At 60.3% G+C, this 13469-nt stretch carries 12 protein-coding genes; 6 read left to right on the top strand and 6 right to left on the bottom strand.

Annotated elements, in window-relative coordinates; translation table 11 throughout:
• Position 1 precedes the first annotated feature (1 nt).
• The 6 genes from G9X68_RS18910 to G9X68_RS18885 all read right to left on the bottom strand — a co-directional run bounded on the left by G9X68_RS18910 (position 2) and on the right by G9X68_RS18885 (position 6422).
• Positions 2 to 1129, bottom strand: a complete 1128-nt coding sequence (locus G9X68_RS18910; RefSeq protein WP_171603684.1) for an S-(hydroxymethyl)glutathione dehydrogenase/class III alcohol dehydrogenase — start codon at positions 1127 to 1129, stop codon at positions 2 to 4.
• Positions 1130 to 1282: 153 nt separating this feature from the next.
• Entirely contained in the window at positions 1283 to 1978 is a 696-nt protein-coding gene (locus tag G9X68_RS18905) for a dimethylsulfonioproprionate lyase family protein (RefSeq protein WP_171603683.1), read from the bottom strand.
• 15 nt (positions 1979 to 1993) lie between these two features.
• Positions 1994 to 2935: an electron transfer flavoprotein subunit alpha/FixB family protein gene (locus G9X68_RS18900; protein WP_171603682.1), complete on the bottom strand. Its 942-nt coding sequence runs from the start codon at positions 2933 to 2935 to the stop codon at positions 1994 to 1996.
• Between the two features lie 27 nt (positions 2936 to 2962).
• A complete protein-coding gene (locus G9X68_RS18895) occupies positions 2963 to 3712 on the bottom strand; it encodes an electron transfer flavoprotein subunit beta/FixA family protein (protein ID WP_171603681.1) in 750 nt (249 codons plus the stop codon).
• A gap of 19 nt (positions 3713 to 3731) precedes the next feature.
• Positions 3732 to 4337 carry a dimethylsulfoniopropionate lyase gene (locus tag G9X68_RS18890; RefSeq protein ID WP_171603680.1) on the bottom strand — a complete coding sequence of 202 codons (606 nt, stop codon included), beginning with the start codon at positions 4335 to 4337 and terminating at the stop codon, positions 3732 to 3734.
• 48 nt (positions 4338 to 4385) lie between these two features.
• Positions 4386 to 6422 carry an NADH:flavin oxidoreductase gene (locus tag G9X68_RS18885; RefSeq protein ID WP_171603679.1) on the bottom strand — a complete coding sequence of 679 codons (2037 nt, stop codon included), beginning with the start codon at positions 6420 to 6422 and terminating at the stop codon, positions 4386 to 4388.
• A 147-nt stretch (positions 6423 to 6569) separates the two neighbouring features.
• Between G9X68_RS18885 and G9X68_RS18880 the strand changes: the two genes are divergently transcribed.
• From G9X68_RS18880 to G9X68_RS18855, 6 genes are all read left to right on the top strand, one after another.
• Positions 6570 to 7199 carry a TetR/AcrR family transcriptional regulator gene (locus G9X68_RS18880; protein WP_168315892.1) on the top strand — a complete coding sequence of 210 codons (630 nt, stop codon included), beginning with the start codon at positions 6570 to 6572 and terminating at the stop codon, positions 7197 to 7199.
• Positions 7200 to 7210: 11 nt separating this feature from the next.
• Positions 7211 to 8005, top strand: a complete 795-nt coding sequence (locus G9X68_RS18875) for a pyrroline-5-carboxylate reductase family protein (protein ID WP_171603678.1) — start codon at positions 7211 to 7213, stop codon at positions 8003 to 8005.
• Between the two features lie 67 nt (positions 8006 to 8072).
• Positions 8073 to 9074, top strand: a complete 1002-nt coding sequence (locus G9X68_RS18870; protein ID WP_171603677.1) for an ABC transporter substrate-binding protein — start codon at positions 8073 to 8075, stop codon at positions 9072 to 9074.
• Positions 9075 to 9283: 209 nt separating this feature from the next.
• Positions 9284 to 10171, top strand: coding sequence for an ABC transporter permease (locus tag G9X68_RS18865; RefSeq protein ID WP_130705087.1), 888 nt, complete (start codon positions 9284 to 9286; stop codon positions 10169 to 10171).
• Positions 10164 to 11243, top strand: a complete 1080-nt coding sequence (locus tag G9X68_RS18860) for a quaternary amine ABC transporter ATP-binding protein (RefSeq protein WP_171603676.1) — start codon at positions 10164 to 10166, stop codon at positions 11241 to 11243. Before G9X68_RS18865 ends, G9X68_RS18860 begins: the two co-directional genes overlap by 8 nt.
• 1218 nt (positions 11244 to 12461) lie before the next feature.
• Positions 12462 to 13460: an AraC family transcriptional regulator gene (locus G9X68_RS18855; RefSeq protein WP_171603675.1), complete on the top strand. Its 999-nt coding sequence runs from the start codon at positions 12462 to 12464 to the stop codon at positions 13458 to 13460.
• The last annotated feature ends 9 nt before the right edge of the window (positions 13461 to 13469 follow it).

The following is a 13469-nucleotide window of genomic DNA, read 5'->3' as shown; positions in this document are numbered from 1 at the left end:
CTCAGTACACGACCACGCCGCGGATGCTCTCGCCCGCATGCATCAGCTCGAAGCCCTTGTTGATGTCTTCGAGCGGCATGGTGTGGGTGATCATCGGATCGATCTGGATCTTGCCTTGCATGTACCAATCGACGATCTTCGGCACATCGGTGCGCCCGCGCGCGCCGCCGAAGGCGGTGCCCATCCAGTTGCGGCCGGTGACCAGCTGGAACGGACGGGTGGAGATTTCCTGGCCGGCGCCGGCAACGCCGATGATAATGGACTTGCCCCAGCCGCGGTGGCTCGCTTCCAGCGCCTGGCGCATCACCTTGGTGTTGCCGGTGCAGTCGAACGTATAGTCGGCGCCGCCGATCAGGTCGCCGTGGCGCTTCGTCAGGTTGACGAGATAGGGCACGATGTCGTCGCCGACCTCCTTCGGATTGACGAAGTGCGTCATGCCGAACTTCTCGCCCCATGCCTTGCGGTCAGGGTTGATATCGACGCCGATGATCATGTCGGCACCGGCAAGCTTCAGACCCTGAAGCACGTTGAGGCCGATACCGCCGAGCCCGAAGACGATGGCCGTTGCGCCCATCTCGACCTTGGCGGTGTTGATGACGGCGCCGATGCCGGTCGTGACACCGCAGCCGATATAGCAGATCTTATCGAACGGCGCGTCGGGATTGACCTTGGCAAGGGCGATCTCCGGCAGCACGGTGAAGTTCGAAAAGGTCGAGCAGCCCATATAGTGATGGATCTTGTCCTTGCCGATCGAGAAACGCGAGGTGCCGTCCGGCATCACGCCCTGGCCCTGGGTCGCGCGGATCGACGTGCAGAGATTGGTCTTGCGCGAGGTGCAGGAATAGCATTCGCGGCATTCCGGGGTGTAGAGCGGAATGACGTGGTCGCCCTTCTTCACCGAAGTGACGCCAGGGCCCACATCGACGACGATGCCAGCACCCTCATGGCCGAGAATGGCCGGGAAGAGGCCTTCCGGATCGGCGCCCGACAGGGTGAAATCATCGGTGTGGCAGATGCCCGTCGCCTTGACCTCCACCAGCACTTCGCCGGCCCGCGGGCCCTCCAGCTGAACGGTCATCACTTCGAGCGGTTTTCCTGCCTGAACGGCAACGGCGGCGCGAACGTCCATTTTGATATCCTTCCTCTTAAATTGAATTCTGATGCTGCATATTCGGATCGACCGGCTTCTCGCCGATCTGCTTCGCTGCGTTATCGCCGAGACTTCAAGCTCTGGCGTTCGCGCTTTTCGTTCATCTCGGACCCATTGTCGCCAAGGACCCCATCACGTCTCCCGCTCAATCTGGCACCAGACCGCCAGCAGCGGCCGAGCTGTGCATCTTATCGCGAAGGATTGCCCGGCGTCGTTCGCAAAGACCGTGCCGACATCGGCGGAGAACCACTCGGAATCGCCAAGGCGGATTTCGCCCGGCGAAAGCAGAATGAAGGCGCGGGGCTGCGTCTGAACATGATCGGGAAATCTTGTGTAGCGATCCATATAGATCACGCCGACCCTGAGATCGGCGCGTTCCTCCATACCGCCGGGACCGACCAAGACCGCATGGGAGTGCGTATTGCCAAAATTCAGGCTTGCGAATGGACCGGAGCGGCCGCGTCTCCAGAGCAGCTTATCGGCGAGACTCTGGAACTGGCCGGCGATCGCCTCGTATTTCCGTCCCGATTTTGCAAGATGGCCGATGGCGTCATCCAGCCCCTCGGGCGCGCCGGGAAGAGGCCCGCCCTCCGGACGCACCTTCCCGGTCTTGAGCAGCCTCTGGAGAACTTTGCCCGCGACGAAACTGGCGACGGCAGGAGCCTCCGCCGACAGCATCAGGCCGCCGACATCATTGAGGAATTCCTGCAGCGGCCGAGAACGTCTTTCCCTCCCGATGTCGTGCAGCCGTATGTATGCCGGCTTCTCGTCATCGTTGAGAAGAAGGTCGGCACCAGGTTTGATTGGACGTCCCACGACGCGCGCCACGTTCGGTCTCCCCCGCTAGAGCGCCTTTTGCAATTCCGGCAGGACCTCGAAGAGATCGGCGACCAATCCGTAGTCGGCGACCTGGAAGATCGGCGCCTCCTCGTCCTTGTTGATGGCGACGATCACCTTCGAATCCTTCATGCCGGCCAGATGCTGGATGGCACCTGAAATGCCGCAGGCAATGTAGAGCTGCGGCGCCACCACCTTACCGGTCTGGCCGACCTGCCAGTCGTTCGGCGCATAGCCGGCATCGACGGCGGCTCTGGATGCGCCGACGGCAGCCCCCAGCTTGTCGGCGAGCGGCAGGATGACTTCCCTGAACTTCTCGGCCGAGCCGAGTGCCCGGCCGCCGGAGATGATGATCTTGGCCGAGGTCAGTTCCGGACGATCGGAGGCCGACAGCGCATCGCCGACGAAGGTCGAAAGCCCCGGATCGGAAACCGCCGGGATCGCCTCGATCGTTGCTGAGCCGCCTTCCGGTGCAGAGGCGAAGGAGGCGGTGCGCACGGTGATCACCTTCTTGGCATCGCTCGCCTGCACCGTCTGGATGGCATTGCCGGCATAGATCGGCCGCTTGAAGGTATCGGACGAGATCACCTCGATGATCTCCGAGACCTGGGCGACGTCGAGAAGGGCAGCGACCCGCGGCAGCACGTTCTTGCCGACCGAGGTGGCGGCAGACAGGATCGTGTCATAGCTACCAGCCAGCGAGACGATCAGGTCGGCCAGCGGTTCGGCCAGATTGTTGGCGAGTTCGTCGCTTTCGGCCAGCAGCACCTTGGAGACGCCGGCAAGCTTGGCGGCGGCATCGGCGGCGGGCTTGGCGCCCTTGCCGGCAACGAGAATGTGGATGTCGCTTGCCTGTTCCTTGGCGATCTTTGCGGCTGCCGTCAGCGCCTTGGCGGTCTGATCGGAAAGGCTTGCATTGTCGTGGTCAGCCAGAAGAAGAATGGTCATGATTTGATTGCTCCTGTTCCCAGCTGATTACAGCACGCCGGCTTCGTTTTTGAGCTTGTCGATCAGTTCGGTGACCGACTTGACCTTGACGCCGGCCTTGCGGCCCGACGGCTCCTCGGTCTTCAACACCTTCAACCGCGGCGTGGTGGAGATACCGAAGTCGCTCGGCGTCTTCTTGTCGAGCGGCTTTTTCTTCGCCTTCATGATGTTCGGCAGCGAGGCATAGCGCGGTTCGTTCAAGCGCAGATCGGTGGTGACGACCGCCGGCAGCTTGATCTCGATCGTCTGCAGGCCGCCATCGACTTCACGGGTCACGGTTGCCTTGCCATCCCCGATCTCGATCTTCGAGGCGAAGGTCGCTTGGGGCATGCCAAGCAGTGCTGCCAGCATCTGGCCGGTCTGGTTGCTGTCGTCGTCGATCGCCTGCTTGCCGACGATGATCAGCCCCGGCTGTTCGGCATCGGCCACAGCCTTCAAGATTTTGGCGACGGTGAGCGGCTCGATCTGATCGTCCGTCTCGACCAGGATCGCCCGGTCGGCACCCATGGCAAGGGCGGTGCGCAGCGTCTCTTCGGCCTTGGCCGGACCGATCGACACCACCACCACTTCCTCGGCCTTGCCGGCTTCCTTCAGCCGCAACGCCTCTTCCACCGAGATCTCGTCGAACGGGTTCATCGACATCTTCACATTGGCAAGCTCGACACCGGTGCCATCCGACTTTACCCGGATCTTCACGTTGTAGTCGACAACCCGTTTGACTGGGACGAGTATCTTCATGGGCAACCCCCCTTTATTTCTAAACTGCTGGCCGTTCGGCAAGTAATGCCCAGAAGGCGAAGAGCGGCGTGTCGAGCGACCTCATGGCATGTCTGATGCCAGGGACATTGTAGAAGGATCCGCCGATACCTGGCGAGAACCAGTCTCCCTCCCCCTGCTGGAACTCTCCTTCGGACAATACGAGGTAGACCTCCTCTGGCGCATGAACGTGGTCGGGATAGCGCACCTGCGGCGCCATCAACGTCACGCCGATCCACAGGTCGCTCCGCTCCTCCAATCCTCCCGGGCCGATGATCATCGCATTGGCATGTCCATCGACAAAATTGTCGCTGGCCGTGTGGTCATACTTGGTGCGCCGACGCCATTCAAGCATTGGCTCGATGCCTTTGAAGCCGTCGATCAATCGCGTCAGCGAAGGATAGGACGTATCGATCGAGAGCGCCACATCAAGCTGAGCGCACACGGGCAATCGGCTTCCCTCTCCCGCCCGCGCGGCTCCCGGGCGCTCGAGCGCCGCAAAAATCTGACGGACCGAGCGGCGGGCTTCCGGGGCCTTGGCGAACTGGTCAAAAGCCATGAAAGCCGCATCCACGAAAATCTGCAGGCCTTCATTGCGTAAACTCATGTCATCACCTCCCGAGACGATCGGCCGGCAAGCGGTCCGCTCTTGCGATCAGATATCTTTCGCAATGCGCAGCCCGTCATAGACGGCGGCATGCGTGTTGCGTGCGGCGACCGCATCGCCGATCCGGAATAGCTGGAACTTGCCATCAGGATTGCGAATGACGGACTGGGGTTCTCCGGAAAGAAGCTGGTCGTGCGATATCTCGCCGAGATTGCTCGAGCTGGGCTTCAGTTCGAAATAGAGCTCATCGAGCGGAATGGTCCCATGATTGACGACGATCTGGTCGAAGCTGTGCTGCCTGGCAATCCCGCCGTAATCGCTGCCGACATGCGCGACGAGCTGGTTGCCGCTCTTCTCGACGGCTTCGAGACGATAGGTGACTGTGAAGGTCACGTCATGCTTCTGCAGAGAGCGCATATAGGGCACCAGGTTCATGGCCATGACCTCGGGCGCGAAGGACCGGTCCGGCGTCATGATCTCGACCTTGGCGCCTGCCTTGGCGAGAAACTCTGCCGCCTGCAAGCCGGCATGATCGCCGGCGTCGTCGAAGATCAACACGTTGGTTCCAGGCTTCACGTCGCCGGAGATGATGTCCCATGACGAGACCACCAGGTCGTTGCCGCTGGCAAGGACCTCGGTATGCGGCAGGCCGCCGGTCGCGATGATGACGACATCGGGATTCTCGGCCTCGATGGTGTCGGCTTCCGCCCAGGTGTTGAAGTGGAAGGTGACGTCGTATTTCTCGCACTGGCTCACGCGCCAGTCGATGATGCTGATCATTTCCCTGCGGCGCTCGCTTTGAGCGGTGAGCCGGATCTGACCGCCGGGATGGTTCGCTGCTTCGAAAACGACGACCTGGTGGCCGCGTTCTCCGGCGACGCGCGCCGCTTCCAAACCGGCCGGGCCAGCGCCGACGATGACGACCTTTTTCTTGGCGTCGGCCTTCGCCACGATATGCGGCATGGTCAGTTCGCGGCCAGTGGCGGCATTGTGGATGCAGAAGGCCGCCCCGCCCTGGTAGATGCGATCGAGACAGTAATTGGCGCCGACACAGGGGCGAATATCGTCTTCCCGCTGTTCGATGATCTTTCGGACGATATGCGGGTCGGTCATGTGGGCGCGGGTCATGCCGACCATGTCGACCTTGCCGGAGGCGATCGCGTGGCGCGCGGTGGCGACGTCAGGGATTTTCGCGGCGTGGAAGGTCGGAAAGTTGGTTGCGGCGCGAATTTCGCCGGCGAAATCGAGATGCGGTGAATTCGCCATGCCCTGGATCGGGATCACGTCGGTGAGACCCGCATCGGTATCGATGTGACCGCGGATCACGTTCAGGTAATCGATCAGGCCGCTTTCCTTCAGGCGCCTGGAGATTTCGATGCCGTCACCTTTACCGGTGCCACCGGGAAGACATTCGTCGGCAGTATAACGCACGCCCAGAATGAACTCGTTCCCCACCCTTTGCCGGATCGCTTTGAAGACATCGAGGCAGAAGCGCAAACGGTTATCGAGCGAGCCGCCATAGGGGCCGTCGAGCTCGTTGGTGAGCGGAGACGTGAACTGGTCGATCAGGTGGCCGTAGGCTTCTAGTTCGACACCGTCCATGCCGCCCGCCTTCATGCGCTCGGCAGCGTCGGCGAAATCCTTGATGATGCGCTCGATGTCCCAATCTTCCATCTTCTTCGGGAAGGAGCGGTGGGACGCCTCGCGATGATGCGACGGCGCCACGACAGGCAGCCAGTCGCCCTTGTCCCAGCGCGTGCGCCGGCCGAGATGGGTGAGCTGGATCATGATCGCCGCACCCTCTTCATGCACGGCGTCTGTCATTTCCCGGATCCAGGGCACGATCTCGTCCTTGTAGGCGAGCAGGTTGTTGAAGACCGGCGGGCTGTCCCTGGAAACCGCGGCCGAGCCTGCCGTCATCGTCAAGGCCACGCCGCCCTTTGCCCGCTCCACCGTATAGGCGCGATACCTCTCCTTCGGCATGCCGTCTTCCGGATAAGCCGGCTCGTGGGAGGTCACGATGATACGGTTGCGTAGCGTCAAATGCTTGAGCTGATAGGGCTGAAGAAGGGGATCGTTCGACATGGGCCGTGGTTCCGGATTAAAAACGTCAGAGGAGACGCTAAGCACAATGTACATATGTGTCAATATTGAAAACATTTGGGTCGTCGTTTTCGACACTTATGTACATTTTTGTTGTGCGCGGCTTGATAATTTGATAGGAGATAGCCCATGGATCAGGCTTTGAACGACACTGGCTGGCGCGGCTCACAGGAGGGATGGCTGGAGGCAGCTTACCACTCGCTGCTGGATTCCGGCGTGGATTCGGTGAAAATTCTACCGCTGGCGAAGAAGCTCAACCTCTCGCGCACGAGTTTCTACTGGTTTTTCAAGGATCGGGAAGAGCTGCTGGCCGCGCTCGTGGCGCGCTGGCGCGACAAAAACACCGGCAACATCGTCAAGCAGTCCGAAGCCTACGCGGAATCGCTTGCCGAGGCGATGCTCAACGTCTTCGACTGCTGGCTCAACAACGATCTGTTCGACGCCAGGTTCGAATTCGCCGTGCGCAGCTGGGCGCTGCAGTCCGACGAGATTCTCGCCGAAGTCCGGCAAGCCGATCAGCTTCGGCTGGAAGCCCTCAAGCGGATGTTTATCCGGTTCGGGCTACCAGAAGCGACATCAGATGTCCGAGCGCGAACAACTTACCTCGTGCAGATCGGATACATCTCCATGCAGTCCAAGGAGGAACTCGCCGTCCGCATGAAACGGATTCCCGAATATATCGCGATCTACACCGGCGAAGTGCCGCAGCAGAGGGAGCTCGATCGCTTCTTCTCTCGGCATGGCTACAGGCCGGGTTAGGGAAGGCCGGGATGAGCGTTTCCTTGAGGATCGGCATCATTGGCGGCAGCGGTTGGCTTGGCGGCGCGATCGCCGGCTCGATCCTTGATGCCGGCTTGGTCGAACCTCGAAATCTCTCCCTCTCCTATCGCAGCGAGCAGCCGCGCCGTTTCCCGAATTCTTTTTTGACCACCGACAATCAGGCGCTTGCCGACCGCTCGGACGTGATCCTTCTCTCCGTCCGCCCTGATGACTGGCATGCTCTTGATGTCGATGCCGGCGGCAAGCTCGTCATCTCGGTCATGGCGGGCATCCGCCTGGGCGCACTTTCCGAGCGCCACAAGACCGGTCGCGTCGTCCGCGCTTTGCCGAACGCCGCCGCCGACGTGGCCAGGTCCTATACGCCGTGGATTGGCGCGAGCGATGTCACCGAAGACGACCGGGCGCTCGTCCGCGCGATTTTTCAGGCATGTGGATCTGAGGACGAGGTCGCAAGGGAAAGCGACATCGATTACCTCACCGGCCTTTCCGGGTCCGGACCGGCATTGCCGGCACTGCTCGCGGCCGCCATGATGAGCGACGCCATCGCAAATGGCCTGCCGGCGGAGATTGCGCGCCGCGCCGTCAACACGGTGATCACGGGCGCCGGCCGCTTGCTGGAGCGCCGCGACGAATGTCCCGATGACGTTGTTCAAACCTTTGTCGGCTATCGCGGAACCACTGCGGCGGCCATCGAAGGCATGCGCGCGGCCGGGTTCGACGCTTCGGTTGCGGAGGGACTATCGGCGGCATTCAAGAAATCGGTGAGTATGGGAGACGTTTCCTGACAACCGTTGGAGCGGGTCCTGCGGCGCCCCGCTCGGCAAAATCGGCCGCTAAACAGAGGGAACGAGAATGAAAAAACTACTTGCATCGACATGTCTGACGTTCGGCCTGATCGGCGGGGCATCTTTCGCCAGCGCCGCCGAATGCGGCACTGTCACCATTGCCAGCATGAACTGGCAGAGTGCGGAGGTTCTCTCCAACCTCGACAAGTTCATCCTGAACGAAGGTTATGGCTGTGAGGCCGAAATCACCGTCGGCGATACGGTCCCGACGATTACCTCGATGGCCGAAAAGGGCCAGCCGGACATCGCACCGGAAGCCTGGATCGACCTGCTGCCCGATGTCGTCAAGAAAGGAACGGAAGAAGGCCGGATCGTCCAGGTCGGCTCTCCGCTGCCAGATGGCGGCGTCCAAGGCTGGTGGATTCCCAAATATCTGGCCGATGCCCATCCCGACATCAAGACCATCGGCGACGTGCTGAAGCATCCGGAACTCTTCCCTGATCCCGAGGATCCGAAGAAGGGCGCCATCTACAACGGGCCGCAAGGCTGGGGCGGCACCGTGGTGACCACGCAGCTCTACAAGGCCTTCGAAGCCGAGAAGGCCGGCTTCACCCTCGTCGATACCGGCTCGGCTGCCGGCCTCGATGGTTCGATCTCCAAGGCCTACGAACGCAAGGAAGGCTGGGCCGGCTATTACTGGGCGCCGACCGCGCTGCTCGGCAAATATGAGATGGTCAAGCTCGAAGCCGGCGTGCCGAACGATGCCGCCGAATGGAAGCGCTGCAATACCGTCGCCGATTGCCCCGACCCGAAGCCGAATGCATGGCCGGTCGACAAGATCGTCACCCTCGTTGCAAAGCCTTTCTCGGAAAAGGTCGGCCCTGATGTCATGGACTACCTGACGAAGCGCTCCTGGAGCAACGACACGGTCAACAAGCTCATGGCGTGGATGACCGACAACCAGGCGACCGGCGAGGACGGTGCCAAGCACTTCCTCAAAGAAAACAAGGACCTCTGGACCAAATGGGTCTCGCCTGAGGCAGCCGCGAAGATCGAAGCTGCTCTCTAGAACAGGATGATTTTAGGCCTGTTCGGCCTAAAATCTGAATCCTGTTCTAAGCTAAATAGTTGGAGCATGATGTCGTCCGAAAACCGCTCACACTTTTCGGCATCATGCTCTAACACCGACTACCGCGGTGCGCTTAATGCGCACCGCCTCTCGCTGCCGATAAAATCAAAAAGACTGCCACGGCTCTTTGAAGAAAAAAGGGGAACCGAATGGAATGGTTTTATAAATTCCCGCATATGGATGACGATGCCCTTCGCAATCTGAAGAAGGCGATCGATGACGGTTTTCGCGCATTTACCCGCAGCTATGGCGACGCGATCGAAAGCCTCTTCTCCCCGCTGCAGCATTTCCTGATCGCCGCCGACCGCTTCATGACGCAGACGCCGTGGCCGATCATTACGGCAATCATCCTCGTCATCGCATGGTTTGCGAGCCGCAGCCTGAAGATCGTCTTCGGCTGTCTCGTCACACTGCTGCTGATCGGCTATTTCGACATGTGGGACGATACGATGCGGACGGTCTCGATGATCTTCGTCTGTACCGTGCTCTCCATCGCCATCGGCATTCCGATGGGGATATTGATGGCGCGTTCCGACCGGCTGCAGCGTGTTATCAATCCGATCCTCGACGTCATGCAGACCATGCCGAGCTTCGTCTATCTGATCCCTGTCGTCATGCTGCTCGGCATCGGCAAGGTGCCGGGACTGATTGCCGTGGTCATCTACGCCATCCCGCCGATGATAAGGCTAACCGACCTCGGCATCCGCCTGGTCGACAAGGACGTGCTCGAAGCGGCCGATGCGTTCGGCACGTCGAGCTCGCAGAAGCTGTTCAAGGTCCAGCTGCCGCTGGCGCTTCCCACCATCATGGCCGGCATCAACCAGACCATCATGATGGCGCTCGCCATGGTGGTCGTCGCTTCGATGATCGGCGTCCAGGGCCTTGGCCAGCCGGTTCTGAAGGCCATCGCCAACCAGTACTTCACCCTGGGTATTTTCAACGGCCTTGCCATCGTCGGCATCGCCATCATCTTCGACCGGGTCAGCCAGGCGTATGGCAAACGGCTCCAGAAGCATCGGGAGATCGTCCATGGCTGATCAACGTTTCGGCGGCATCAAGATCCGCCACCTCTACAAGATCTTCGGTCCCAATCCTGGCGCTCATGTCGATGCCGTCAAAAAGGGATTGTCGAAGACCGAGCTCAACGAAAAGCACGGCCACGTGCTCGGCCTGAAAGATATCAATGTCGAGATACCCTCGGGCCGCATCCAGGTCATCATGGGCCTTTCGGGGTCGGGCAAATCGACGCTCATCCGCCACATCAACCGTCTGATCGATCCGACCGCCGGCGAAGTGCTTGTCGACGGCGTCGATGTGGTGAAAATGAACGAGACCGAATTGCGGACGTTTCGCCGGCACCAGACGGCAATGGTGTTTCAGAAGTTTGCGCTTCTGCCGCACCGGAACGTTCTCGACAATACTATCTTCGGCCGCGAAGTGCAGGGCATGGAGCGCTCGAAAGCCGTCGACGTCGCCATGGGCTGGCTGGAGCGGGTCGGCCTGAAGGGCTTCGAGAGCAAATATCCCAACCAGCTATCGGGCGGCATGCAGCAGCGCGTCGGGCTGGCGCGAGCGCTCTCGAACGATGCGCCCGTTCTGCTGATGGACGAGGCCTATTCGGCGCTCGACCCTTTGATCCGCACGGATATGCAGACGGTCCTTCTCGACATTCAGAAGGAGATCAAGAAGACCATCGTCTTCATCACCCACGATCTCGACGAAGCCCTTCGGCTGGGCGACCAGATTGCGATCCTGCGCGATGGCGAAGTCATCCAGCAAGGCACCAGCCAGGACATCGTTCTGCGTCCGGCCGACGCCTACATCGCCAACTTCGTCAAGGAGGTCAATCGAGGCCGGGTCATCCAGGTCGATGCCGTCATGACATCCTTGCATTCCAGTGCGGTGCCAGGCGGATTGACGATCGCATCAGGCACGACCGTCGAAGACGCCGTCCGGATCCTGGCATCGGCGGCGCACGACGATGCCAGGGTGGTTTCACCATCCGGGGAAGCCTTGGGGCTTGTCACCTTCCGCCAGCTCGCGGGCGCAATGGTAAACTCGCAGGAGGTGGCTCCCCGACGCGACAGCGCCCTCTCGGTCGCACTTTGACGCTCCAAATGCGGCCGCCTTTCCGTTTCGTTGGCGAGGCACGTCGCCATCTCCGGAACTGGGATGTCGGCCGCCCGACGCCGGGGATCACGATGTCAAAACTCTTACCGCGTCTGTTTTTCGCTGATCGGCCTGCGCGGGCGCGGCGAGCATCGCGGAAACAGAGAGTCTTGACGTCGACATAGGCGTGTTGAGAAATCATTGCTCAGTTCAAAGAAACGAACGCATCGCGCCCGGCGGCATCATGCCGGCGTTCCATCTTTCGTGCCAAATGAGAAACTAAAGATCTCTATCCACTTTGCGCAGTTCATTGCGCGGAACAGGCGGCTTCAGCGGCGCTGGTTCATATACATTTTGCGCAAGATCAGTCCAGACTGCGTCACGAAAAGCCGATTGGCCGACAAAATCGGGACCCGACAATTGCTCCATAGCTAAGGAACAGTAAGATGAAACTCGACCAAGGCCATGATGGTTTGCGGTCCCAAAGCCAAGCCCGTCCATCCCATCACCCCCCAACAGGATGGAAGGGATCGTACATACGCGCTCCATCCCGTGCGTATGCCTGCATGCCTGTCGCCTGCCGAAGGCCCTCTTTAAGCGGTCCACTAAGAACCTTCGGCGGGCGACTGCGCGGCTTCGAATGGGGCGTTCTCCATGGACTTCAGAATGAAGTGCATCTCGGCAAGATCGCCGCCGTTAATTCTGTGTCGTGGCGGATACAGCTGTAGATTCATTCCTTTAGCGTAATCGTTTTATCAGCGGGTTGTCATCATAACCGGCAGCTTGACGTCTTGCCTATTCCAGCGGGTTCTGTCAGCTCCTGTCGTCTGGGCGACAAATCTGCGCTGGATGGATACGATCGATAATGCATTCAACGGGTTGGTCTTTTTGACGCCCGCCACGCCCGAATTCGGACTGCATCGGCTGCCGAAAGCCGCTGGTGTCGATGCCGATGCCGCCCGGAAATCCACCGGCTCGGCGGCAAGCCGCTTCACTATAAATTATAATCATCTAATATACTGGCATGCTCCGCTCATCCAGTCCGTCTGCGGTCTCTGATGAAGCGCCGCGGCAGGGGACGACCATCCATGACGACCGGCAAGGCTGGCAGAGGTACGCGCACAAATCCGACATTCGGGTCGGCCGCGCGTCGCGCTGGCACCAGCGAGCAGTGGAAAAGAGCACACCGAAACAGCCAGATCGAACAATGGGAGCAGCATGACTGAAAATAGCCCTCCCCCATTTTCATTTCGATTTAGTGGTTCGTCCTTCGACAACATGGTCGAAACGCTGGGCGGCGCTTTTGGCGCATTTGATGCCGAGCCCGTCGGCCGCGCCAAGGACTTCCATTGGGGGCTGGATTTCTCCGTCTGTGACAAGGCCGTCCTGCTCACCGGCTATCATGAGGCGGAGTTTCAGTTCAATATCGAGCCGACCGTCGATACGTCGGAGTATCTGTCGATCGTCGTGCCGCGCAGCGGCGGCATGGGGGTCACCTATGGATCCCGCATCGCCGAGGCCGGGCAAGGAAAATTGCTTCTTTATAACAATTTCGAGCCCGACAGCGTCATCATGCATGGGCAATCGAACGTCATCGACGAGTTGCTGATCAACTGGCCCGTCATCCTGCAGACGATCGGCCAGACGTTCGAAATGCCGTTCAGCGGCTCCCTCGACCTGTTGCCCGAACTGGATCTGTCCAAGCCGGAAGGCCGGCTGATCAGTAATCTTACAGAGACAATCATCTCAGGCATGCGCGACGATGGCCCCTTGCTGCAGTCGCCGATCGCCATGGCGCATATGACGCAGGCGTTGGCCGATCTGGTCGTGCGCCTGGTACCGCACCGGCTGTCGCATTTCCTGGAGAACGGCCCCGCCCTGATCGCGCCCCGGCATGTCCGCAGGGCGATCGAATTCATGCACGCCCATATCGATCAACCGATCACCATGACGAAGGTGGCGGAAGCCGCCGGCGTCTCCAGCCGGGCGCTCGAAACCGGTTTTCGTGCCTTCAGGGGAACCTCTCCCGCCGCCTATCTACTGACCCTTCGTCTGCGTGCGGCGCGCCAGGATCTGCTCGATCCCGAGAGCAAGGAGACCATGAAGGCCATCTGCCTCAAATGGGGCTTCTTTCATTTCGGCCGGTTTTCCGCAGTCTATAAAAACACATACGGAGAATACCCTTCCGACACCAGGAAGCGCGTGATCCGGCGATAATGCAAGGGG

The organism is Rhizobium changzhiense (assembly GCF_013087625.1).
GTDB lineage: Bacteria > Pseudomonadota > Alphaproteobacteria > Rhizobiales > Rhizobiaceae > Rhizobium > Rhizobium sophorae.
This window is presented reverse-complemented; position numbering and strand designations above follow the sequence as displayed.

What these genes read in the sequence shown, in the direction of transcription:
- G9X68_RS18865 (WP_130705087.1), top strand. Translation starts at nt 9,284, where the DNA reads ATGGAATGGTTTTATAAATTCCCGCATATGGATGACGATGCCCTTCGC.
- G9X68_RS18880 (WP_168315892.1), top strand. Translation starts at nt 6,570, where the DNA reads ATGGATCAGGCTTTGAACGACACTGGCTGGCGCGGCTCACAGGAGGGA.
- G9X68_RS18895 (WP_171603681.1), bottom strand. Translation starts at nt 3,712, where the DNA reads ATGAAGATACTCGTCCCAGTCAAACGGGTTGTCGACTACAACGTGAAG.
- G9X68_RS18910 (WP_171603684.1), bottom strand. Translation starts at nt 1,129, where the DNA reads ATGGACGTTCGCGCCGCCGTTGCCGTTCAGGCAGGAAAACCGCTCGAA.
- G9X68_RS18870 (WP_171603677.1), top strand. Translation starts at nt 8,073, where the DNA reads ATGAAAAAACTACTTGCATCGACATGTCTGACGTTCGGCCTGATCGGC.
- G9X68_RS18900 (WP_171603682.1), bottom strand. Translation starts at nt 2,935, where the DNA reads ATGACCATTCTTCTTCTGGCTGACCACGACAATGCAAGCCTTTCCGAT.
- G9X68_RS18875 (WP_171603678.1), top strand. Translation starts at nt 7,211, where the DNA reads ATGAGCGTTTCCTTGAGGATCGGCATCATTGGCGGCAGCGGTTGGCTT.
- G9X68_RS18885 (WP_171603679.1), bottom strand. Translation starts at nt 6,422, where the DNA reads ATGTCGAACGATCCCCTTCTTCAGCCCTATCAGCTCAAGCATTTGACG.
- G9X68_RS18890 (WP_171603680.1), bottom strand. Translation starts at nt 4,337, where the DNA reads ATGAGTTTACGCAATGAAGGCCTGCAGATTTTCGTGGATGCGGCTTTC.
- G9X68_RS18860 (WP_171603676.1), top strand. Translation starts at nt 10,164, where the DNA reads ATGGCTGATCAACGTTTCGGCGGCATCAAGATCCGCCACCTCTACAAG.
- G9X68_RS18855 (WP_171603675.1), top strand. Translation starts at nt 12,462, where the DNA reads ATGACTGAAAATAGCCCTCCCCCATTTTCATTTCGATTTAGTGGTTCG.